Source organism: Streptomyces cucumeris (assembly GCF_024295805.1).
Lineage (GTDB): Bacteria > Actinomycetota > Actinomycetes > Streptomycetales > Streptomycetaceae > Streptomyces > Streptomyces cucumeris.
The window spans coordinates 231,429-253,020 of sequence record NZ_JANCLX010000001.1 but is presented as its reverse complement, the minus strand read 5'-3'; the positions used below and the strand labels follow the sequence as shown (position 1 = coordinate 253,020).

The window sequence follows — 21,592 nt, the reverse complement described above, 5'->3', positions numbered from 1 at the left end:
TTGTCACAAGGGCCTGTTCGGAGTTCCCCGGCCGAATTCGCTCTGTTACCTTCCTAGTTCCGCACTGGGAACACCTGAGCGGATAGAGGAAGGGCAGTATGGGGGACATACGACTGTCCGAGCGGTGGCAGGAGTTCTATGCCGGCGCCGGTGGAACGGATACCGATCGTGATGGAGTCAGTACCCGGCTGGCGGGTGCGAACGGGGAAAAGGGTGCGGGAAAGGACGGAGCCGGCGACGGCGATCTGAAGTCGTCGAAAGGCCCGTGGAATACCGCATCGACCGCCCTGGGCGATCTGCACCGCAACGCGGTGCGGGCCCTGGGCGACCTCCGCCACGGCCAGGACGGCGCCGGGGTCGGCGGTAAGTCCGTGGCGGGGCTGGAGAGCACGGGAACGCAGCAGCGGGTCTTCAACTCCTGGGAGGCCCGGCTCTCCGTGGTCCGCGACGAATGCGCCGAGCTGATGGGCAAGCTGACCAAGGCGGGCAATGACCTCGCGAAACAGGACGAGGCCATCGAGAAGCTCTTCACGGAGCAGAAGACCCGGCCCGTCCCGCCGCCGGGCGGCCCCTCGGGGAGCTGGTGACCGGCCGTGGTGACCTACGCACAGCTACGGGCGCTGGACCCCGCCCAGTTCGAACAGGCCGCGGACGGCTGGCACAAGGTCAGCAGCAACGCCGGGGCCGCCAAGGACCGTCTCGACCAGGAGATCAACACCAAGCTACGCGGCGCGCTGAAGGGTGACGGCCTCACCGCGGCGCTGTCCCGGCTGGAGCGGCTCCGCGAGAACTTCCACTACATGCAGGTGGAGTGCGCGCTGATCCTCACCGCCCTCAACGGGCTGGCCTCGGAGCTGCGGTCGGCGAAGAAGAAGCTCGACGACGCCGTACAGGACGCCCGCACCGCGGGGATGACGGTCCGGGAGAACGGTTCGGTCGAGTACCACGCGCCCACGCCGCTGCTGCCGGGCGCCGTGGGCGATTCCTCCGGGGACGGCCGGCCCCCGTATGTGTCCATCACCCCGCAGATGCGGGCACAGGGCTTCGCCGACCGGATCGGTGATGCCCTGGGGGACGCGGCGGAGGCGGACGGCAAGTACGCCAGGACGCTCGGCAAGCTGATCACGGAAGCCGATCTGTCGGTGACCAAGGAGGACTGGAACGACGCCGCGGAGGACCGCGGCGCGGTGAGCACGTCGGTGGGCCGCTATCTGCCACCGGTCCCCGAGGAGAAGTCACCCGCGGAGAACCGGGCCTGGTGGAATGGTCTGTCCGCCGAGGAACGGGCCGAATACATCTCGCTGTACCCGGCGAGCGTGGGGGTCCTGAACGGGCTTCCCGTCGAGGACCGCGATGAGGCGAACCGCGTCGTCTTCACCGAACAGCGCGCGAAATACCAGACCGAACTGGACAATTATCCGCCCGCGCCGAAACCGAAGTTCATCATGGCCGGCCGGTCGATGGTCATCACCTCCGAATGGCGGGAGTGGGACGCGCGGCGCGAACACCTCAAGGCCGCGCTCAACGGTATGAAGCGCATTCAGATGCGTTTCGACGACATGGGCAAGGTGGACGCCTTCGACAACACCCGGCCGTCCGGATACACCCCGACCGGCAGTGGACTCCCCCCGGCGTATCTGCTGGCGTTCGCCCCCGAGGAGAACGGGCGCGCGATCGTGGCCAACGGCAATCCGGACACCGCCGACCACACCGCGGTGATGGTCGGCGGCACCAAGGGCACGCTCGGCGGGATCAACAAACCGCTGATCGCGGGCACCAATCTGTGGCAGGCCGCCACCGCGCTGCCCGGCGAGCCGAAGGTGTCCACGATCACCTGGTACGGATACGACGCCCCGCAGAGCTTCGTCCCGGAGGCCATGAAGGACAAGTACGCCGACCGGGCGGCGGGAGACCTCAACGACTTCCTGACGGGGCTGCGCACCGCGCACGACCCGTCGGCCGGTGACCACATCTCGGTGCAGGGCCACAGCTACGGCACCGTGGTCGTGGGGTCGGCCGCCCGGCAGGGCGATCTGCCCGCGGACGATGTGATGCTGAGCGGCAGCCCCGGGGTCCAGGTGGGCCGGGCGCGGGAGCTGGACGTGCCCGAGGGGCACGTCTGGAACCAGACCGCCGACGACGACTGGGTCCCCGACTGGGGTGCCGTGTCCCACGGCCACCGCGAGGGGCTGCACTGGGTGACCCCCGGCGACGGGGAGTTCGGCGCCCGCCAGATGACCACCGACACCACCGGTCACGGCAACTACTGGCTCGCCGGGTCCGAGACCCTGGAGAACCAGGCGCGGGTGGTGGCGGGCCGCTACGACGACGTCCGCGTACGGTAGCGGGGGCCGCGATGTCCGCATCCGACGCCCCCGTCCGCGCCCCCGAGGTGCGAGAGGTCTCCGCGCCGCGGCGGGAGGCCGGGCGGCTCTCCAGCGAGCTGTACGACCTGCTGCGGGTGAAGGGGCGGACCACCGCGCCGGGCCCGGGTGTGGGCCCGTGCGGCGATCTGGACCCCGACACCTTCTACGTCATCCGGCACCCGTGGTCGGTGTACGGGGTTCCGGCCGACGAACTGCGCACCGCCTGGGAGGGACTCCGGGAGGACCTGCCCCGGCACGGCTGGACGATCGTCACCGAGGGGCGGGAGGAGACCGTCGCCGCGGCGCCGTATCTGATCGCCGACTGCGCCCGGGCACCCTTCACCCTGAAGGCCACCCTGCTCATCCCGACCGCGCGGGACACCGGACGCGGCGCGGAGCCGGGGATCGGCTTCACACTGGTCTCCGCCTGCTTCCGGGTTCCGGAGGGCGGGACGGTGGCCGCGTCCTGACACCGCACACCACGGCCGTCCCCGTGCCGCCGGGGCACGGGGACGGCCGGGCGCGGGTCACAGGCTCCGCACCACCTCGGCCTCCCGTTCGGCGTCCAGACCCACCGGCGGGCGGTCCGGGCGGTGCGGTGCCACCCCGCCCAGCGCGCTCAGCCAGGTCCAGGTGTCCGCCACCGTCTCGGCCACCGGGCGGCAGCGCAGTCCCGCCGCCAGCACCTTGGAGACATCGCCGCGGTGCATGGTGTCGTAGAGCTCCCCCGGCGGCAGCCAGACCGGCAGTTCGCTCCACGGCTCGATCCCGGCCGCCAGCACGGTCTCCGGAGCGGCCCAGCGCAGCTCCGCATCGGAGCCGGTGACCCGGACACAGCTCTCCAGCAGCTCCCCCATCGTGGTGTGACCCGGCGGACTGACCACGTTGTACGCACCGCCGAGCCCGCCCTGTGCGGCGTCCAGCACCCACTGGGCCAGGTCGCGCCCGTCGATGTACTGGAGGGGCAGATCGCGCGGACCGGGGGCGAGCACCGGACCGCCGCGGGCGATCCGGTTCAGCCACCAGGGGAGCCGCCCGATGTTCTCGTAGGGGCCGATGACCAGCCCCGCGCGGGCCAGCAGGGCCCGTTCGCCGAAGGCGTCACGGGCCGCCAGCTCCCCGCCCCGTTTGACGGTGGCGTAGTCGCCGCCGTCGGCGTCCGGGGATGCCTCCACCACCGGCCCGTCCTCCGTCAGACCGGCCGGGGCCGGATAGGTGTACACCGAGCGGCTGGAGACGTAGGCGTACGTCCCGGCGCGCCCGGTGAGCAGCCGCGCGGTGTCCCGGACCGCCGAGGGTGCGCCCGACCAGGTGTCCACCACGACGTCCCACACCCCGCGCTCCAGGGCGGCGAGTCCGCCGGGGGCGGTGCGGTCGCCGTGCAGTGCGGTGACCCCCGGCGGCGGGGGGTGGTGGCCGCGGTGGAACACCGTGACCTCCCAGCCGCGGGCCAGCGCCTCCTCGGTGACGGCCCGGCCCACGAACTCCGTCCCGCCCAGCATCAGAAGTCTCATGACGGCGACTCTGCCCGCTCGTCGCGCTCCGGCCCAGGGTTCCCTGCTGTCAGCAGAATCGCCACCGGCGGACACCGGCGCTTCCGTGCGCTCCGACCCGCGGCCCGGTCATCGTTTCACCGCGCCCGCCGCGCACGCCGATTGGGCAGGATGGAGACATGATCCTGCGCCAGTTGCATGACACCGACAAGGACGCCGAGGCGGTGTGGGAGGTGGTCGCTGCCGCGTTCGGGGACACCGCCGCGCTCGCGGGCCTGGACGGCTGGCCACCGGAGTATGTCGCCGAGGTCCACGACCGCAACCGGCATCTCGCCCGCAGCGATCCGGGCGGCTGCTGGCTCGCCGTGGACGACGGCGGTATGCCGCTGGGCGCCGCGCTGTCCACGCGCCGCGAGGGCACCTGGGGGCTGTCGATGTTCGCGGTGCTGCCGCGGGCCCAGCGGCAGGGCGTCGGCCGGGAGCTGCTCGCGGCGACGCTGCTGTACGGCCGGGGATGTCTGCGCGGGATCATCTGCGGCTCCGAGGATCCACGGGCGGTGGCCACCTACCGGCGTGCGGGGTTCGCGCTGCATCCGGCGATGCGGCTGCGCGGCACCGTCGGCCCGGAGACCAAGGCGCGGCTGTCCCCGCCGGACGGCGCGGTGCACGAGGGGGCGGCCCGCCACCGGGACCTGCTGGACTCGGTGGACCGCCGCACCCGGGGCGGTGCCCACGGGGCCGACCACGAACTGCTGATGGCCCAGCGGCGGTTGCTGGTGGTGGACGACCTGGCGGGCAGCGGCTATTGCTACGTCGGCGAGGACGGCAAGGTCGAGCTGCTGGCCGCCACCTCGCGCCGGCTGGCCAAGCGGCTGCTGACGGCGGCCCTGCTGTGCCTGCCGGAGGGCACCGACGCCCGGGTCCCGGGGCTGACCGCCGAGCAGCAGTGGGCGGTGGACGTGGGTCTGGAGGCCGGGCTCGACCTGTCCACCGGCGGCTATGTCTGTCTGCGCGGTATGCCGCCCCCGGCGCCCTACATCCCCCCGGCACCCCCCCTACCCCCCGCCCCCCGGTCCCGGCGCGGCCCCCCCCCCCGGGGGGGGGGGCGCCCCGTCCGGCCGTCGCCGGGACCGGCGTGCTGACGCGCGGATCGGCCTTACTTGCGGATCAGCGAGCGCAGCACGTACTGCATGATGCCGCCGTTGCGGTAGTAGTCCGCCTCACCGGGGGTGTCGATGCGGACGACCGCGTCGAACTCGACACCGGTATCGGTGGTGACCTTGACCGTGCGCGGCGTGGTGCCGTTGTTGAGCTCCTCGACACCGGTGAAGGAGAAGGTCTCCTCGCCGGTCAGACCGAGGGACCCGGCGGACGCGCCCTCCGGGAACTGCAGCGGCAGGACGCCCATGCCGATGAGGTTCGAGCGGTGGATGCGCTCGTAGGACTCGGCGATGACGGCCTTGACGCCGAGCAGCGCGGTGCCCTTGGCGGCCCAGTCGCGGGACGAACCGGAGCCGTACTCCTTGCCTGCCAGGATGACCAGCGGGGTGCCGGCGGCCTGGTAGTTCTGCGAGGCGTCGTAGATGAAGGAGACCGGCCCGCCGTCCTGCGTGAAGTCGCGGGTGTAGCCGCCCTCGGTGCCCGGCGCGATCTGGTTGCGCAGCCGGATGTTGGCGAAGGTGCCGCGGATCATGACCTCGTGGTTACCACGGCGCGAGCCGTAGGAGTTGAAGTCACGACGCTCGACGCCGTGCCCGGTGAGGTACTGGCCGGCGGGGGTGTCGGCCTTGATCGCACCGGCCGGGGAGATGTGGTCGGTGGTGACCGAGTCGCCCAGCTTCGCCAGCACGCGGGCGCCGGAGATGTCCGAGACCGGGGTGGTCTCCATGGTCATGCCCTCGAAGTACGGGGGCTTGCGCACGTAGGTGGACTGGGCGTCCCACTCGAAGGTGTTGCCGGTGGGGATCGACAGCGCCTGCCACTGGGCGTCGCCCGCGAAGACGTCCTGGTAGGACTTGTTGAACATGTCCTCGCCGATGGCGTTCGCCACGACGTCGTTGACCTCGGCCTCGGTCGGCCAGATGTCCTTCAGGAAGACCGGGTTGCCCTCGGTGTCGATGCCCAGCGCGTCCTCGGTGATGTTCACCTTCATGGAACCCGCGAGGGCGTACGCGACGACCAGCGGCGGGGACGCCAGGTAGTTCATCTTGACGTCGGGGTTGATCCGGCCCTCGAAGTTGCGGTTGCCGGAGAGCACCGAGGTCACGGCCAGGTCGTGCTCGTTGACGGCCTTGGAGACCTCCTCCGGCAGCGGGCCGGAGTTGCCGATGCAGGTGGTGCAGCCGTAGCCGACGAGGTTGAAGCCGACCTTGTCGAGGTACGGGGTGAGCCCGGCCTTGTCGAAGTAGTCGGTGACGACCTTGGAGCCCGGGGCGAGCGTGGTCTTGACCCACGGCTTGCGGGTCAGGCCCTTCTCCACGGCCTTCTTCGCGACCAGCGCGGCGGCGACCATGACGTACGGGTTCGAGGTGTTGGTGCAGGAGGTGATGGCCGCGACCGTCACCGCACCGTGGTCGATCTCGTAGGTCGAGCCGTCGGGGGCGGTGACCGTGGTCGGACGGGTCGGCACGCCGTTGGTGGCGGCCGGGGCGTCGGAGGCCGGGAAGGACTCCTTGCCCGCCTCGTCGTCGTCCTCGACGTAGTTGCGCACGTCCAGCGCGAACTGCTCGGCGGCGTTGGCGAGGACGATGCGGTCCTGCGGACGCTTCGGGCCGGCGATCGAGGGGACGACGGTCGACAGGTCCAGCTCGAGCTTCTCGGAGAAGTCGGGCTCGGCGGCCGGGTCGAGCCAGAGGCCCTGCTCCTTGGCGTACGCCTCGACGAGCGCGAGCTGCTGGGCGTCGCGGCCCGTCAGCTTCAGGTACTTGATCGTCTCGTCGTCGATCGGGAAGATCGCGGCGGTGGAGCCGAACTCCGGGGACATGTTGCCGATGGTGGCGCGGTTGGCGAGGCTGGTGGCCGCCACGCCCTCGCCGTAGAACTCGACGAACTTGCCGACGACGCCGTGCTTGCGCAGCATCTCGGTGATGGTGAGCACCAGGTCGGTGGCGGTGGTGCCGGGCGTGAGCTCACCGGTGAGCTTGAAGCCGACGACCCGCGGGATGAGCATCGACACCGGCTGACCCAGCATGGCCGCCTCGGCCTCGATACCGCCGACGCCCCAGCCCAGCACACCGAGGCCGTTGACCATGGTGGTGTGGGAGTCGGTGCCGACGAGGGTGTCGGGGTACGCCTGGCCGCCCCGGACCATGACCGTACGGGCCAGGTGCTCGATGTTCACCTGGTGGACGATGCCGGTGCCGGGCGGGACGACCTTGAACTCGTCGAAGGCGGTCTGACCCCAGCGCAGGAACTGGTAGCGCTCCTTGTTGCGGCCGTACTCCAGCTCGACGTTCTGGCCGAAGGCGTCCCGGGTGCCGAACTTGTCGGCGATGACGGAGTGGTCGATGACCAGCTCGGCCGGGGCCAGCGGGTTGATCTTCGCCGGGTCGCCGCCGAGCTCCTTGACGGCCTCACGCATGGTGGCGAGGTCGACGACACAGGGCACGCCGGTGAAGTCCTGCATGATCACGCGGGCCGGCGTGAACTGGATCTCCTGGCTGGGCTGGGCCTGCGAGTCCCAGCCGCCCAGCGCGCGGATGTGGTCGGCGGTGATGTTCGCGCCGTCCTCGGTGCGGAGCAGGTTCTCCAGCAGCACCTTCAGGCTGTACGGCAGGCGGGCGGACCCCTCCACCTTGTCCAGCCTGAAGATCTCGTACGACTCGTCGCCCACCTGCAGCGTGCTGCGGGCGTCGAAGCTGTTCGCCGACACGACAGTCTCCTTCATGCATGAATTCGCGCGTACCACCGCAATGCTGCCGCCGCCCGCCCGCGCCCGTCCGCTAAGGTAGGGCTAAGTTAGGTAACCCTTACCGGTGCGAGTGGAAGGCGGTGCACCTTCAGCAGATATCTCGATGTCGAGATAACTCTAATACATCACCCTCGCGCGGTCAGCTCTGCCCTGCCGCGGAGGGGTGTCATGCCGTCTGGCGGCGGGTGGCGCGTTCACCGGAACGGGTGATCGTCAGGCGGGTCCGCCGCAGGTCGTGGCAGATCCCGGACGGACCGCGGCGGGTCCGGCGCGGGCCCGGTGCGGCGTCCGTCACGTTCGGCGGCGTCCGGCGAAGTCCGGGGGCGGCCGAAAGTGGCCGGACCGGGACCGCCCCGGTCCCCGCGGTGAGCGGACCGTTCCGCTTATGGCGCGGTCCCGTGCGCGGGGTGCCGGCCGGGGCGGGCCGAACTGGTCCGGGAGGGCCTGGAGTTCCGCACCCGGGCGCCCGTGCCCGCCGCGATACTGCTCCCCATGGATCCGCACCTGCTCCGCACCTTCGTCTCCGTGGCCCGCTGCGGCTCCTTCGCCGAGGCCGCCCATGAGCTGGGGTCCACCCCGTCGGCGGTGTCCCGGCACATCGCGACGCTGGAGGCTGATCTGTGCGCCCCGCTGCTCACCCGGCAGCCGGTGACGCTCACCCCCGCGGGGGCGCGGCTGCTGGAGCACGCCGGTCCGCTGCTGATGCGGCTGGACGCGGCCCGCGCGGAGGTGGAGCGGCTGGCCGGGTCCGGAACCGCCCGGCTGACGCTCGGCGCCTCACCCCTGGCCCTCACCCCGCGGATCGCGGCGGCGCTGGAGGAGCTGCGCGGGACCCACCCCGGCGTACGGATCACGGTGCGGATCCTGGGCCGCCAGGAGGTCCCGGCCGCGCTGGCGCGCGGGGCGCTGGACCTGGGCCTGGTCGACGGCCCGGCCGCCCCCGCCGACCCGCTGCCGCCACCCGCCGCCGGAGCGCTCACCGCGGCCGGGGTCGCCGAGGGCCCGCTCGTCGTGGCGCTGCCGGCCGGCCATCCGCTGGCCCGGCGGCTCGGTCTGCGCCTGACCGACCTCGCCGACAGCCGCTGGCTGGACGCCCCGGACACCGCGATGCCGCTCGTCCGGCTGCGCGCCTTGGCCCGCACCGGCGGCTTCCGCGCCGCACTGACCTACCAGGGCACGGAGGTGCGCGGGCTGCTGGCACTGGTCGCTGCGGGCCACGGCCTGGCCCTGCTGCCGCACACCGCCGCCGAGGGCGTACCCGGCACGGCCACGGTCCCGCTGATCGCCCCGCGCCTGACCCACCGCACCGAACTCCTCCACGGCCCGGCGGTCGACGGCCCGGCCCGCTCGCTGGCGGCACTGGTGACGGGGGACCCTCACCGGTATGGGTGAGGAACGGGCCGAACCGCCCTCCGCCGAGGAGGATTGCGATAGACCTGGCAGAGTCGTCATGCCGCAGCCCCGACGTCTCATGGAGGACCGATGAGTGCACAACCTCATGAGGGTGCCGCCTCGTATGCGGCCGACGACCCCGAAACCGCGCTGAAGTACGCGATCCAGCACATCCAGGGGGACGACCGGGTGCAGATCGTCGAGGGGGTCATCACACCGTTGTCACCGAGCTGGGGCCACGAGAAGGCGGCAGACAAGATCCGAAACCAGATCGCCTCGATCGTGAGCAAGCTGGGCTGCGTCACAGGATCGGGCAATCTGGACCTGCCAGGCACAAGCAACTGGTACGTGTCTGACGTAGCGGTCGTACCCGAAGGCCTGGCAGACGCTGAAGCACTGACCCCTGATCAGACCCTGCTGGTCGTCGAGAACTCCTCCGACTCCAACGAGGACATAGACCGGATCGTCAAGCGCCGCCGCTACGCCGAGTACGGCGCGCCGCTGTATCTCCTGGTCGACCGGCAGCAGCGCGCCTGCACGCTGTACTCGGCGCCCGGGAACCTCGGCTACACCAGGACGGACGGCCCCCTCCCCTTCGGCACCCCCCTCGCGCTCCCGGAACCGTTCGATCTGGAGCTGGACACCTCGGAGTTCTGACCTCCCTGGAGGGTCGCGCCCCGAGGGCGCTCGTTCAGCCGCTTGCGAGGCGGACTCTGACCAGCGACAGGACCTCCTCGTCGGAGAGGCCCAGCGAACGGGCCTCCACTACCAGGCCCTGGACGCCGTCCAGGAGGCGGGCGCGGGCGGGTGAGTGGTCCGCGCTGACCACCGCCCCGCGGCCGCGGCGCAGTTCGATCAGGCCCTCGTCACGGAGGCGCTGATAGCCCCGGAGCACCGTGTGCACGTTGACGCCGAGGGAGTCGGCGAGGGCGCGGGCGGCGGGCAGCCGCTCGCCCGGGCCCACCGAGCCGTCGGCGAGGGCGCCGCGCACCGAGGCGGCGATCTGGTCGCCCAGCGGGACGGGAGAGCCGGGGTCGACACGGAAGAGCATCTCAGTCCCGCCCTCCCCTAGCGGTCGTACGGCCGCGTTCGGCGAGGGTGTTGAGCAGGGCGGCCGCCGTGGCCGCGTCGTCCACGGTCACCACGAACTCCCGGCCGGTGGCCAGCCGCAGGCTCAGCGCCTCGCCCGAGCGGAGCACCAGACCGCTGCGCCCCGCCGCCGACCGGTAGCCCCAGCCGCCCAGTTCCGCGGCGCGGACCTCCCGGCTGAGGGCGCCCTCGATCCGCTCCAGCGGCACCCGCAGCCGGGGACGCGGGGCGAACCGGGCGGTGACGGTCAGACCCCGGCGGTCGACGGTCACCCGGCAGCCGGAGAACAGCGCGACGGCCGAGCCGATGGCGGCCAGCGGCAGCCCGGCCGCCGGGCCCGCGGCGAAGGCCAGCGCCCCGCCGAGCACGGCGGTGACCCCGCCCGTGCCGAGCAGTACCGGCGATCCCACGGCGCGGGTCCAGCTGGCCAACTCGCCCTGGGCGAGCGGAAGACGCGGCCCGCTCTCCGGATCGGCGCTTCCGGCCGGTCGTGCGGTGTCCAGCCCGGCGAGGAGCCAGCCCAGCCAGCCGACGGCCACCGCGACGGCGCAGGACGCCGCCAGCCGCCACAGCGGGAACTCCACCCCCTCCGGACCCGCCGTCCCGGCCTCGGCGTTGGCGAGGAGCAGCAGGGCGAGGACACAGCCGAGCTGGGCGGGGGTTCCGTAACCGACAGCGACCATCGCCCGTCGCTCCCCGAGCGGGGTGCGCGACCCGGCGGCGAGCCCCGCGGCGACCGCTCCGGGGATGAGGAAGAGGGCCGCCACCACCGAGAGGAAGGCACCCGGACCGGTGAATCCGTCGGCCTGGCCGGAGGTGCCGAAGTGGGTGGCGAGCCGGTCCGGCAAGCGGTCGCCCAGTGCGGTGAAGACTCCCACCACACCGGCCCAGGCCAGCGGGAACGGCGCGGCGACGACGATCGCGCGACGGACGGAACAGTTCATGGCAACCCCCTTGTTCGCATAGTAGTAGAACAACTTCCGGCTGGACAGACCGCGCCACGCCCATCCCTCCATCACCATGCGCATCTCATATCTGAGATAGCCTCGGAGTTATGACTGACGACTACCTCTCACGTATCGGCAAGCTCATCCGTGACGCCCGACAGCACCGCGGCTGGACCCAGTCACAGCTCGCCGAAGCGCTCGGCACCAGCCAGAGCGCGGTCAACCGCATCGAGCGGGGGAATCAGAACATCAGTCTTGAGATGATCGCCAGGATCGGGGAGGCCCTGGACAGCGAGATCGTCTCCCTGGGCTACGCCGGTCCGATGCATCTGCGGGTGGTGGGCGGCCGCCAACTCTCCGGCGCCATCGACGTGAAGACGAGCAAGAACGCCTGTGTGGCGCTGTTGTGCGCCTCGCTCCTCAACTCCGGCCGTACGACGCTGCGCAGAGTCGCCCGGATCGAGGAGGTCTACCGCATCCTCGAAGTGCTCGGCAGCATCGGCGTCCGCACCCGCTGGATCAACGACGGGGCCGATCTGGAGATCGTGCCGCCCGCCGAACTCGACCTCGCCACCATGGACACCGAGGCCGCCCGCCGGACACGCAGCGTCATCATGTTCCTCGGTCCGCTGCTGCACCGGCTGGACCGGTTCCGGATCCCCTACGCGGGCGGCTGCGACCTCGGCACCCGCACCGTGCAGCCCCATATGACCGCACTGCGCCCCTTCGGCCTCGAAGTGACCGCCACCGACGGGATGTACCACGCCCAGGTGGACCGCTCGGTCACCCCCGGCCGCGCCATCGTGCTGACCGAACGCGGTGACACCGTGACCGAGAACGCGCTGCTGGCCGCCGCCCGGCACGACGGGGTCACGGTGATCCGCAACGCCTCCTCCAACTACATGGTCCAGGACCTGTGCTTCTTCCTGGAGGAGTTGGGGGTGAAGGTCGAGGGCGTGGGCACCACCACCCTCACCGTGCACGGGGTCACCGACATCGACCGGGATGTGGACTACGCGCCCTCCGAGGATCCGGTGGAGGCGATGAGCCTGCTGGCCGCCGCCGTGGTGACGGAGTCGGAGCTGACGATCCGGCGGGTTCCGGTGGAGTTCCTGGAGATCGAGCTGGCCATCCTGGAGGAGATGGGGCTCGACCATGAGCGCTCCCGGGAGTACCCGGCGGACAACGGCCGCACCCGGCTGGTCGATCTGACGGTCCGCCCGTCCAAGCTCCAGGCCCCGATCGACAAGATCCACCCGATGCCGTTCCCCGGCGTCAACATCGACAACGTGCCCTTCTTCGCCGCCATCGCGGCCGCCGCCCAGGGCTCGACGCTCATCCATGACTGGGTCTACGACAACCGCGCCATCTATCTGACCGAGCTCAACCGGCTGGGCGCGCACGTCAAACTGCTCGACCCGCACCGGGTCCTGGTCGAGGGCCCGACCCGCTGGCGCGCCGCCGAGATGATGTGCCCGCCCGCGCTGCGGCCCGCGGTGGTGGTGCTGCTGGCGATGATGGCGGCGCCCGGCACCTCGGTGCTGCGCAACGTCTATGTCATCAACCGCGGTTACGAGGATCTGGCGGAGCGGCTGAACTCGATCGGCTCCCAGATCGAGACCTTCCGCGACATCTGACCGGCGGATGCCGCCACACCCCGCATGACCTCTCCACCTGTCTCGAACTCGGTCAGGATGTGAGAGCCGTCCGCCGGGCGGGGAGGGGCTTGATCAGCGGTGCCAGAAGCGCGGCCGACTGACTGGACGTCAGCACCTCGGAGGGATCCAGCGGGATGATCTCGCGCGTGGATTCGTCGACCTCCCACACATCCTCACCGAGCAGCCGCCCTTCGTCGTCGTACGGCCAGATCATGTGCTCGAGGTTCTTGACCAGGTAGGTGGCATCGGGGTCGACCGGCGCACCGCCGGCTGCGAGCACGGCCCCGGGTGTCTGCTGGTAGAGCACCGCGGTGGAGCAGATGACGTTGTCACCGACGGCCAGCTTCTCGTTCTCAGCGTAGAAGATCGACTGCCCGGTCCGCGCCCACTCGCTGTAGACGTTCTTCACCGCGTCGGCGCCCTCGAGGGTTGTGCTGATACCGAAGACGTTGAAGTGGTAGACGGGGTGTTCCACGGTCATCTCGGGCGCGAAGATCTCCTCCCAGCGCCCCGCCATCTCCAGGTAGCGGTGCCGGTTGTAGGCGTGCAGGAGGTAGAGATGGCGGGGGTTGTCGGTGGTCTCTATCAGCCGCTCGACGGCGGCATTGGTCATGGTGATGTCGAACCTGGCCATGGTGCATTCCTTCCTGGGTATGACGGATCAGACACCGCGCGTGAATCGCTCGCGCAGCGCGGTCTTCTGGAACTTGCCGGTCGCGGTCGTCGGGATCGTGGCCATGAACTCGAACCGGTCGGGCAGCTGCCATTTCGCGAACTCCTGGGTCAGGTGTTCGCGCAGCTCGTCGGGTGATGCGGTCGTGCCCTCGTGGAGCGCGATGGCAGCGAGCGGGCGCTCGCCCCAGCGGTCGTCGGGGACGGCGATGACCGCGGCCTGGGCCACGGCGGGGTGGGCCATGAGGTGGTTCTCCAGGTCCACCGAGGAAATCCATTCACCGCCGGACTTGACGAGATCCTTGGCGCGGTCGCAGATGCGGATGCAGCCGCGGGGGTCGATACGGACGATGTCGCCGGTACGGAACCAGCCGTCGGCGGTGAAGCTCGCCTCATCCGAGCCACGGCGGTGATACGACGCCGCGACCCAGGGACCGCGGACCTCCAGCTCGCCCATGGCCCGGTCATCCCAGGCGATCAGCCGGCCGTCGTCGCCTCTGGCCCGGATGTCGACGAACGGGGCGGCGATGCCCTGCCGCCCGCGGAACTCGTACCTCTCGTCGGGCGTGGCCTCGTCGAGCTCTTCGGGCAGACGGCAGACACTGCCGATGGGAGCGGTCTCCGTCATGCCCCAGGCCTGGATGACCTGCAGTCCGTGCCGGTCGAAGCCTTCGAGCATGCTGCGGGGCACGGCGGCGCCGCCCACGATGAGCCGCTCCAGCCCGTCGAGGTCCCACCGCCAGGGTTCGGCGTCGAGGGCGGCGAGCATCCCCATCCACACGGTGGGGACACCGGCGGTCATGGTGACGCGCTCCCCGGCCAGGAGGTCCAGCACACTCACCGGATCGAGCCGGGGGCCGGGCAGCACGAGAGCGGCGCCGGTGAGGGCGGCGGCGTACGGCAGACCCCACGCGTTCGCGTGGAACATCGGCACGACCGGCAGCACCGTGTCGCGCGCCGAGACCTCCAACTGGTCGGGCAGTGCCGCCACCAGGGAGTGCAGCACCAGGGCCCGGTGCGAGTACACCACCCCTTTGGGGCGGCCGGTCGTGCCCGACGTGTAGCACATCGCGGCCGCGCGCCGTTCATCGAGCACCGGCCACCGCATCGGCTCGGCGGAGGCGATCAGCTCTTCGTAGTCCCGTGCCCCTGCCGGTGTGTCGCCGGTGCCGCCGACGACGATGATGTGCCGGAAGGCATGCGCGTCATGGAACCCCGCCAGCACCCCGAGCAGTGAGTCGTCGACGACGAGGACCTTGTCGTCCGCGTCGGCGGCGATGGCACCCAGGTCATCGGGGTGCAACCGGGGGTTGAGCGTATGGATCACGGCGCCCATCGTGGGCACCGCGAAATACAGTTCCAGATGTTCGGCCTGGTTCCACAGCAGCGTCGCGACCCGGTCCCCCGCTTCCACTCCCAGGGACGCGAGCGCGGTCGCGAGACGCCGGGCCCGGTGCGCGCAGGCGCCCAGCGTGGTGCGGACGATGTCACCGTCCGGGCGCCGGGAGACGACGGAGCGACCGTGGTGAAACGTTTCGGCGCGCTCGACGACCGCGGTCAGGGTGAGCGGGCAGTCGTCCATGGTGAGTCCGTTGATCAACGAGTTCTCCTTGCTGCGTCTCTGCGTGGGGCGCACCGTACGAAGAACCGTCCGGCCGGTTCTCGTCACCCGGCGACGAGAACCGCCCCGCCCGTTGTCGCCGGGCGACAACTCACTCCCCGCGACCACCCCGGCACAGCTCTGGCCGCGCCGTCCGTTCACCGGCTACATTCGCTCCGTGGAGGTCGAGTGGGCGCCCGCGCGGGAACCGGCCGCGCACCGGGCCTGGTCCCGTGTTCTGCGCCCCGTAGCCGCTGAGCTGCTCGAGGGTTCCACAGCGCTGGCCGCGCACGCGGCGGAGACCATCCGCGCCGAGTTTCCCGAGCTGTTCGACAACGCGGACAGCCGGGGGGAGAACCTCGGCAGCACGGAGGCCAACATCCGGCTGTTCGCCCGGCTGATGGAGCGCGGCGCGGACCCCCGGCGGGTCGAGCTTCCCCCGGCCACCCTCGCATTCGCCCGCACCGAGGTGCAGCGGCAGGTGGCCTTCACGTCGTTGACGCGTTTCTACCGCCTGGGACACGAGGTGGTCTGGGAGTGGCTCCTGGCGCGCATCGCCCGGCGTGCCGACAGTCAGCGAGAACTGCTCAAGGCGGTCGAGCTCGGGTCCGCATGGCTCTTCACCTACGTCGACGCCTCGGTCGCCGAGGCCGAGCGGGTCTATGAGGCCGAGCAGCGGTTGTGGTTGCGGAGCACGTCCGCGGCGCGCACCGAGGTGATCGCCGACATCATGGCCGGCCGGGAGAAGGACGCGCGGCGCGCCGAACGGCGGCTGCGCTACGGCCTGGAGCGCCGTCATGTGGCCGTCATCGCGTGGATGGACACCGCCGCCGACGAGGACGCGCTGGACATTCTGGAGCCGGCGCTGGCGAAGGTCGCGGCCGGTCTCGGCGGCGACGCCACACTCATCCAGCCGACCGGTCTGCGTGCCGCGGTGATGTGGGTGAGTGGTGCCTGCGGCTTCTCCGCCGGACGCCCCCCGCTCCCGGGATCCGGTGGGCCCGCACCGGACGGAGTGCGGCTGGCGATCGGTGAGCCGGGTTCCGGGCTGACCGGGTTCCGCCGGACGTACAACGAGGCGGTCCATGCCCGCCGCGTGGCCTCGCTGATCGGGACCGGTGCCGAACGGGTCACCTGGTACGCGGATGTGGTGGTCGCCGCCATGGCGAGTGTCGACATGGACCTGGCCACGACGTTCGTCCACCGTGTCCTGGGGAGGCTGGCCGACCGCGACGAAGCGACGCGGCGCCTGGCGAAGACCCTGGCGGTGTATCTCGATGAGAACGCGAGCCGGTCCCGGACCGGTCAGCGGCTCGGTGTGCACGGGAACACCGTGCGGTACCGCGTCCTCCAGGCGGAACGGCTCCTCGGCCGCGGTATCGAGGAGGACACCCTCGATCTGCGCGTCGCCCTTGCGCTGCTGCCCGTCGTCGACGGCGAGTCCGCCTTCTGAGGTGCCGCCGAGCCGACCGCGGCGCGGCCGGGGCCGTGGTCCTTGGCGCTCGACGACAAACCACCCCCGCCATTTTGTCGCTTCACGCCGAGACGCCGTCCGTCGCGCTCGCATAACTTCGCCCGCCGGACCTCGTACACGACAACCGGAAGGGGCACCGGAATTGAAGTACCTCACCAAGGTCGCAGCGGCTGTGGTCGCGGGTGTGCTGCTCGTGCCGGCCGCCGCCAGCGCGGATTCCAAGGAGGGCAAGGGCGGCGACTACCGCACCGGCTACGCCCTCGGACAGCGGGCGTACGACTACGGCCTGCCGCTCCTGGACACCGAGCGCCTGTTCCAGACCTCGACGAGCGTCAATGTCTCCGACGGCTCGGGCAACGGGCCGGTCAACCAGTTCAACCACCTGCCGAAGCTGGTGGTTCCCAGGCCGGATCAGCGATCCGTCGTCGCACCCAACGCCGACACGCTGTACTCGCTCGCATGGCTCGACCTGTCCGACGAGCCGCAGGTGATCCATGTGCCGGCGATCAAGAACCGGTTCTACGTCATGGAGATGCTGACGCCCTGGACGGAGAACTTCTACAACATCACCTCGCATGACGGGCCACGCGACAAGGGGACCCACCGGCTGACCCGTGGCGGCGACTTCGCCGTCGTACCCCCCGGATACACCGGCGACCTGCCCGCCGGGGTGCACCGCATCGAATCGCCCTACAAGCGCGTGTGGATCCTCGGCCGCACGCTGATCCGCGGCGCGTCGGACACCCCGGCCGTCAACGCGATCCAGAAGCGGTACACGGTCACCCCGCTGTCCCGCTACGGCCGGCCGCACACCCCGCCGAAGCCGTCTCCCCCGGACACCACACTGAACATCGCCACGGTTCCCGGCACCCAGCCCGGTGACGACCCGCTGACGTTCTACACCGCGCTCGGCAGGGAACTGCGGACCTTCAAGCCGATGCCCGGGGACCGGAGGCTGCTCAAGCGGCTCAAGCGGATCGGTGTCGGACCGGGTATGGACCCCGCCCGCAGCCACCGGCTCAGTGCCGCCACCCTGCGCGGGATGCGGGACGCGGTCGCCCAGGGCCGGGCGCACACCGACGATGTGGTGAAGCGGATGTACGCCGCCAGCGCACCGGCTCACAACGGGTACCTCGTGATGAACACCGGCGCCTACGGCACCGACTACCGACGGCGGGCCGTCGTGGACCAGATCGGCCTCGGAGCGCCGCTGTCGCACATCTCCGTGTACCCCTTCGCACGGACCGACAGGCAGTCCCGGCCGCTCTCGGGTGCCAACAGGTACGTGCTGCACATCCCGGCCGGGCAGATGCCACCGGTGAAGGGCTTCTGGTCCCTGACCATGTACGACAAGAACGGGTTCTTCGTGCCGAACCCGATCGACCGGTACGTGCTCAACGACCGCTCGGATCTGCACCGCAACAGCGACGGCTCCATCGATCTCTACGTCCAGCACGATGAGCCGACCGACAAGGCCGAGCGGAAGAACTGGCTTCCGGCGCCCGAGGACGGTTTCAGTCTCATGTGGCGCCTCTACGGCCCCTCCCCCGACGCCCTGCCCGGACTGCTCGACGGCACCGGCTGGAAGCCGCCGGCGATCGAGAGGGCGACCCCAGGGCACCTGCAGTAAGCGACGGTGTTTCCCCCGGGTGGTCCGGATCAGGCCGCGTCGAGTTCGCGCAGCAGTCCGATGGTGAGGGCGTCGACCGGGCGGGCCTGGTCCTCGGTCTCCTCACTGGCGGTGTTCACCATCATCACCACCGCCGTACCGCTGCCCCGGCTGAACGCCGCGCAACTGCTGAAGCCGCCGGTGCCGCCGTTGTGCCAGGCCATGGTGTGACCGCTCGGCAGCGGGGAGAGGTGCCAGCCGAGGCCGAGGCGCAGCCCCTCGTCCGCGGTGAAGTGCGGGCGCTGGGTCAGCTCGACGGCCTCACGGAACGGTGAGCGCTCCGGCCGGAGCTGGGCGCCGAGGTAGCGCAGCATGTCGTCGGCGGTGCTGTACATCGAGGTGCCCGCGGCGCTGAGCACCGGGTCGCGCCAGTCCGGTACGGCCTTGCCCTCGAGGTGGCCGACGGCCTTGCGGGCCGCCATGTCCCGCGTCAGCGTCGTCCTGGTGTCCCGCAGGCCCAGCGGTCCGGTGACCCGGCGCCGGAGCATCGCGTCCACACCGTCGAAGGCCAGGGCCTGGCCGAGCAGTCCGAAGCCGAGGTTGGAGTAGGCGTAGGTCTTCCCCGGCACCGTCGCCAGTTCCGTCGCGGCCAGCCCTTCGGCGAGGTCGTCCAGGGTGTAGTGGGCGTAGGGGTTGTACGGATCGGCCTCGGTGAAGAGGTTCGGCGGCAGTGAGGGCAGCCCGGAGCTGTGGGTGGCCAGATCGCGCAGGGTGATCCGGCGGCCGCCCTTGTGCGGGACGGGGAACCGGGCGGGCAGTGTCAGCGGGGCGTCGAGGCGGGTGGTGCCCGCGTGGACGGCGCGGGCGAGCGCGGTGGCGGTGAGCGTCTTGCCGATCGAGCCGAGCTGGAACACCGTCCCGCCGTCCGGCACCACCGCGCGTCCGCCGCGGGCCCGGAGCCGGCCCGCGCCCTCGACATGCGTGCGTCCGCCGCGGATGACTCCGCAGACCGCGCCCGGGGCGCCGGAGGCCAGCGCCTTCTCCAGGGCCCGCCGCATGCGGGCGGACGGTCCGCCCGCCGCCGCCGCGCTGCCGGGCAGCAGCGCCGCGCCCGCGACCGACGCGCCGGTGGCGGCGGCGGTCGCGGTCATCAGAAAGGTCCTTCGGTTCATGGGTGACTCCCCCGTCATTCCGTTTCCTGGTGGCTTCCGGGCGGCACCACGGCCGACACCAGCACCAGCAGCGGCACCACCCGGCCCGCGGGCACGTGGTAGTGGCCGCGGCCCTCGGCCTGGAGCCAGCCCGTGGCAGTGAGCTGCTTCAGGTGGTGGTAAAGCTGACCGGTCGTGTTCAGCCCGGCCACGTCCTGGAGCTCGGTCGCCGAGCGCGTGCCGCGCAGCACCGCGCGCAGCAGCGTGAGCCGCACCGGATGGCCCAGCGCGGCGTACGACGCGGCGTACTCGGCCCAGTCGGCGGCGAGCACCCCGTCCGCGTACGCGCCCTGCTGCCACTCGTAGTGCTCACCGGTGGGCAGGTCGAGCGCACCGGTGAACAGCACCTGGCCGCGCCCGGCGAGCCGGTGACGCAGCCCTTCGAGCGCCCAGAACGTGTCCTCCCGGGGCGCGGACTCCGCGTCCCGGGAGGCGTCCCGCGCGGTTTCCAGCCGCGCCACCCGCTCTTCCAGCGCGTCGATGCGCCGCTGCAACGAGTCGGAAGCCATGACCCAGAGATTACGTTATTACGGAATAACGAAGCAAGCGGGGTCGGGGCGTCCGCCTAGGGCAGTACGGCGATCCCTTCCAGTTCCACCATCGCCTCCTCGTCCCAGAGCCGGACGATGCCGATGACCGCCATCGCCGGGTAGTCGCGGCCCGCCATCTCCTGCCAGATACGGCCGAGTTCGGACGCATGCGCGCGATAGTCGGCGACATCGCGGGCGTACACGGTCAGCCGGGCGAGGTCGGCCGGGGCACCGCCCGCCGCCGCCAGCGCGGTGAGCAGATTGGCCAGCGCCTGCCGGAACTGGGCGGGCAGGGTGTCGCCGACGATCTTCCCGGCGCCGTCCAGGGCGGTCTGCCCGGCCAGGAACACCAGCCGTCCGCCCAGTGCCGTGACGGCGTGGCTGAAGCCGGTGGGCGGGGACAGTTCGGCGGGGTTGATGCGCGCTACGGCACCTGTCAGTTCCGTCACCGGTACAACTCCTTCGCGATGATGGTGCGCTGGACCTCGGTCGCGCCCTCGTAGATGCGCGGGGCGCGGACCTCCCGGTAGAGGTGCTCGAGCAGATGCCCCCGCTGCAGGGCGCGGGCGCCGTGGATCTGCACGGCGGTGTCCACGACGAACTGCGCGGTCTCGGTCGCCAGCAGCTTGGCCATGGCGGAGCGGCGGGCGATGTCGGGCGCGTCGTCGTCGTAGGCGCTCGCCGCCGCGTAGACCAGCAGCCGGGCGGCCTCGGTACGAGTGGCCATCTCGGCGAGCTGGTGGGCGACGGACTGGAGGTCCTTCAGCGGTCCGCCGAAGGCGGTGCGCCGCTCGGCGTGCGCCAGCGCCGCGTCCAGCGCGGCCTGCGCCATGCCGACCGCGAACGCGCCCACGCTCGGCCGCATGAGGTTGAGGGTGCGCATGGCGACGCCGAAGCCCGCGTCGGGCTCGCCCAGCACGTCCTCCCCCGTGACCGGCACCCCGTCGAAGACCAGCCGGCCGATGGGGTGCGGGCTGAGCATCTCCAGTGGCTCACCGCCGAGTCCGGGGCGGTCGGCGGGCACCAGGAAGGCGGTGACCCCGCGGGACCCCGCGTCCTCGGTGGTCCGGGCGAACACCACGGTGAAGTCGGCCTCGGGAGCGTTGGAGATCCAGCACTTCTCACCGGTCAGCCGCCATCCGGAGGGGCCGTCCCGCTCGGCCCGCAGGCTCAGGGCCGCGGCGTCGGAACCGGCCTGCGGCTCGCTCAGCGCGAAGGCGGCCACCACATGGCCCTCCCGCACCCTGGGCATCCAGCGCGCGTACTGCTTCTCGGTGCCGGACAGCACGATCGGATAGGCGCCGAGCCCCTGGAGGGCGAGCGCGGTCTCCGCCTCCGTGCACTCCATGGCGAGCGATTCGCGCAGCAGACACAGATCGAGTGCGCGGACCGGCGCTCCGGCCGGGAACAGCCGCCGCAGCAGGCCGTATTCACCGAGGGCGGCGGTCAGCGGGCGGTTGAGACGGCCGGGCACACCGCCCTCCGCGAGGGGACGCAACCGATCGCGGGCCAGTGCGCGCAGCCGCGCGCACCAGTGACGCCGCTCCGGATCCAGTGCGAAAGACGACACGGGGCACCCTCCCTCAGCACAACCTTTATCGCGGCATATTGACTGTCGTCACCATCACGTTACGCTGACTC

The 21,592-nt window shown here is 71.3% G+C and carries 19 protein-coding genes; 9 read left to right on the top strand and 10 right to left on the bottom strand.

The window, feature by feature from the left end; translation table 11 throughout:
* Positions 1–98: 98 nt before the first annotated feature.
* The 3 genes from NMK44_RS01270 to NMK44_RS01260 are packed head-to-tail and all read left to right on the top strand — an operon-like array spanning position 99 to position 2,836.
* Positions 99–587: a hypothetical protein gene (locus NMK44_RS01270; protein ID WP_254737255.1), complete on the top strand. Its 489-nt coding sequence runs from the start codon at positions 99–101 to the stop codon at positions 585–587.
* A gap of 6 nt (positions 588–593) precedes the next feature.
* Positions 594–2,345, top strand: coding sequence for an alpha/beta hydrolase (locus NMK44_RS01265; protein ID WP_254737253.1), 1,752 nt, complete (start codon positions 594–596; stop codon positions 2,343–2,345).
* An 11-nt stretch (positions 2,346–2,356) separates the two neighbouring features.
* Positions 2,357–2,836 (top strand): hypothetical protein, encoded by a 480-nt coding sequence (locus NMK44_RS01260; RefSeq protein ID WP_254737251.1) that lies wholly within the window; start codon positions 2,357–2,359, stop codon positions 2,834–2,836.
* A 57-nt stretch (positions 2,837–2,893) separates the two neighbouring features.
* Here the strand turns inward: NMK44_RS01260 and NMK44_RS01255 are convergent, their stop codons facing one another.
* Positions 2,894–3,880 carry an NAD-dependent epimerase/dehydratase family protein gene (locus tag NMK44_RS01255; RefSeq protein WP_254737249.1) on the bottom strand — a complete coding sequence of 329 codons (987 nt, stop codon included), beginning with the start codon at positions 3,878–3,880 and terminating at the stop codon, positions 2,894–2,896.
* Between the two features lie 158 nt (positions 3,881–4,038).
* On the opposite strand from NMK44_RS01255, the gene NMK44_RS01250 reads away from it, so the two are divergent.
* Positions 4,039–5,001, top strand: coding sequence for a GNAT family N-acetyltransferase (locus tag NMK44_RS01250; protein ID WP_254737247.1), 963 nt, complete (start codon positions 4,039–4,041; stop codon positions 4,999–5,001).
* A gap of 14 nt (positions 5,002–5,015) precedes the next feature.
* On the opposite strand, the gene acnA is transcribed toward NMK44_RS01250, so the two are convergent.
* Positions 5,016–7,730, bottom strand: a complete 2,715-nt coding sequence (gene acnA / locus NMK44_RS01245) for an aconitate hydratase AcnA (protein WP_308358035.1) — start codon at positions 7,728–7,730, stop codon at positions 5,016–5,018.
* Positions 7,731–8,261: 531 nt separating this feature from the next.
* On the opposite strand from acnA, the gene NMK44_RS01240 reads away from it, so the two are divergent.
* Both NMK44_RS01240 and NMK44_RS01235 read left to right on the top strand, forming a co-directional pair.
* On the top strand, positions 8,262–9,161 hold the full coding sequence (locus NMK44_RS01240) for a LysR family transcriptional regulator (protein ID WP_254737244.1): 900 nt from the start codon (positions 8,262–8,264) through the stop codon (positions 9,159–9,161).
* A gap of 90 nt (positions 9,162–9,251) precedes the next feature.
* A complete protein-coding gene (locus NMK44_RS01235) occupies positions 9,252–9,818 on the top strand; it encodes a Uma2 family endonuclease (RefSeq protein ID WP_254737243.1) in 567 nt (188 codons plus the stop codon).
* Between the two features lie 34 nt (positions 9,819–9,852).
* On the opposite strand, the gene NMK44_RS01230 is transcribed toward NMK44_RS01235, so the two are convergent.
* Both NMK44_RS01230 and NMK44_RS01225 read right to left on the bottom strand, forming a co-directional pair.
* Positions 9,853–10,212: a GntR family transcriptional regulator gene (locus NMK44_RS01230; protein ID WP_254737242.1), complete on the bottom strand. Its 360-nt coding sequence runs from the start codon at positions 10,210–10,212 to the stop codon at positions 9,853–9,855.
* A gap of 1 nt (position 10,213) precedes the next feature.
* Complete coding sequence (locus NMK44_RS01225; RefSeq protein ID WP_254737241.1) at positions 10,214–11,194, bottom strand: DUF1648 domain-containing protein; 981 nt, start codon at positions 11,192–11,194, stop codon at positions 10,214–10,216.
* A 110-nt stretch (positions 11,195–11,304) separates the two neighbouring features.
* Here NMK44_RS01225 and NMK44_RS01220 point away from each other — a divergent pair, with 110 nt between their 5' ends.
* The gene (locus tag NMK44_RS01220) at positions 11,305–12,834 is read left to right on the top strand and encodes a helix-turn-helix domain-containing protein (RefSeq protein WP_254737240.1); all 1,530 of its coding nucleotides are present in this window, start codon (positions 11,305–11,307) and stop codon (positions 12,832–12,834) included.
* A 52-nt stretch (positions 12,835–12,886) separates the two neighbouring features.
* Here the strand turns inward: NMK44_RS01220 and NMK44_RS01215 are convergent, their stop codons facing one another.
* Both NMK44_RS01215 and NMK44_RS01210 read right to left on the bottom strand, forming a co-directional pair.
* A complete protein-coding gene (locus NMK44_RS01215) occupies positions 12,887–13,489 on the bottom strand; it encodes a hypothetical protein (RefSeq protein WP_254737239.1) in 603 nt (200 codons plus the stop codon).
* 27 nt (positions 13,490–13,516) lie between these two features.
* Positions 13,517–15,127 carry a long-chain fatty acid--CoA ligase gene (locus NMK44_RS01210; protein WP_254737238.1) on the bottom strand — a complete coding sequence of 537 codons (1,611 nt, stop codon included), beginning with the start codon at positions 15,125–15,127 and terminating at the stop codon, positions 13,517–13,519.
* Between the two features lie 178 nt (positions 15,128–15,305).
* On the opposite strand from NMK44_RS01210, the gene NMK44_RS42370 reads away from it, so the two are divergent.
* Positions 15,306–16,580, top strand: a complete 1,275-nt coding sequence (locus tag NMK44_RS42370; RefSeq protein WP_254737237.1) for a PucR family transcriptional regulator — start codon at positions 15,306–15,308, stop codon at positions 16,578–16,580.
* Between the two features lie 163 nt (positions 16,581–16,743).
* Entirely contained in the window at positions 16,744–18,231 is a 1,488-nt protein-coding gene (locus NMK44_RS01200) for a DUF1254 domain-containing protein (protein WP_254737236.1), read from the top strand.
* A 29-nt stretch (positions 18,232–18,260) separates the two neighbouring features.
* Here NMK44_RS01200 and NMK44_RS01195 read toward each other — a convergent pair whose 3' ends face one another.
* From NMK44_RS01195 to NMK44_RS01180, 4 genes are read right to left on the bottom strand one after another with little or no spacing between them, the layout of a single operon-like run.
* Positions 18,261–19,361, bottom strand: coding sequence for a serine hydrolase domain-containing protein (locus NMK44_RS01195; protein ID WP_254737235.1), 1,101 nt, complete (start codon positions 19,359–19,361; stop codon positions 18,261–18,263).
* Positions 19,362–19,396: 35 nt separating this feature from the next.
* Positions 19,397–19,930, bottom strand: coding sequence for an ArsR/SmtB family transcription factor (locus NMK44_RS01190; protein ID WP_254737234.1), 534 nt, complete (start codon positions 19,928–19,930; stop codon positions 19,397–19,399).
* A gap of 56 nt (positions 19,931–19,986) precedes the next feature.
* Positions 19,987–20,391 carry a RidA family protein gene (locus tag NMK44_RS01185; RefSeq protein WP_254737801.1) on the bottom strand — a complete coding sequence of 135 codons (405 nt, stop codon included), beginning with the start codon at positions 20,389–20,391 and terminating at the stop codon, positions 19,987–19,989.
* A gap of 5 nt (positions 20,392–20,396) precedes the next feature.
* Positions 20,397–21,521 carry an acyl-CoA dehydrogenase family protein gene (locus NMK44_RS01180; RefSeq protein ID WP_254737233.1) on the bottom strand — a complete coding sequence of 375 codons (1,125 nt, stop codon included), beginning with the start codon at positions 21,519–21,521 and terminating at the stop codon, positions 20,397–20,399.
* Positions 21,522–21,592: the final 71 nt, after the last annotated feature.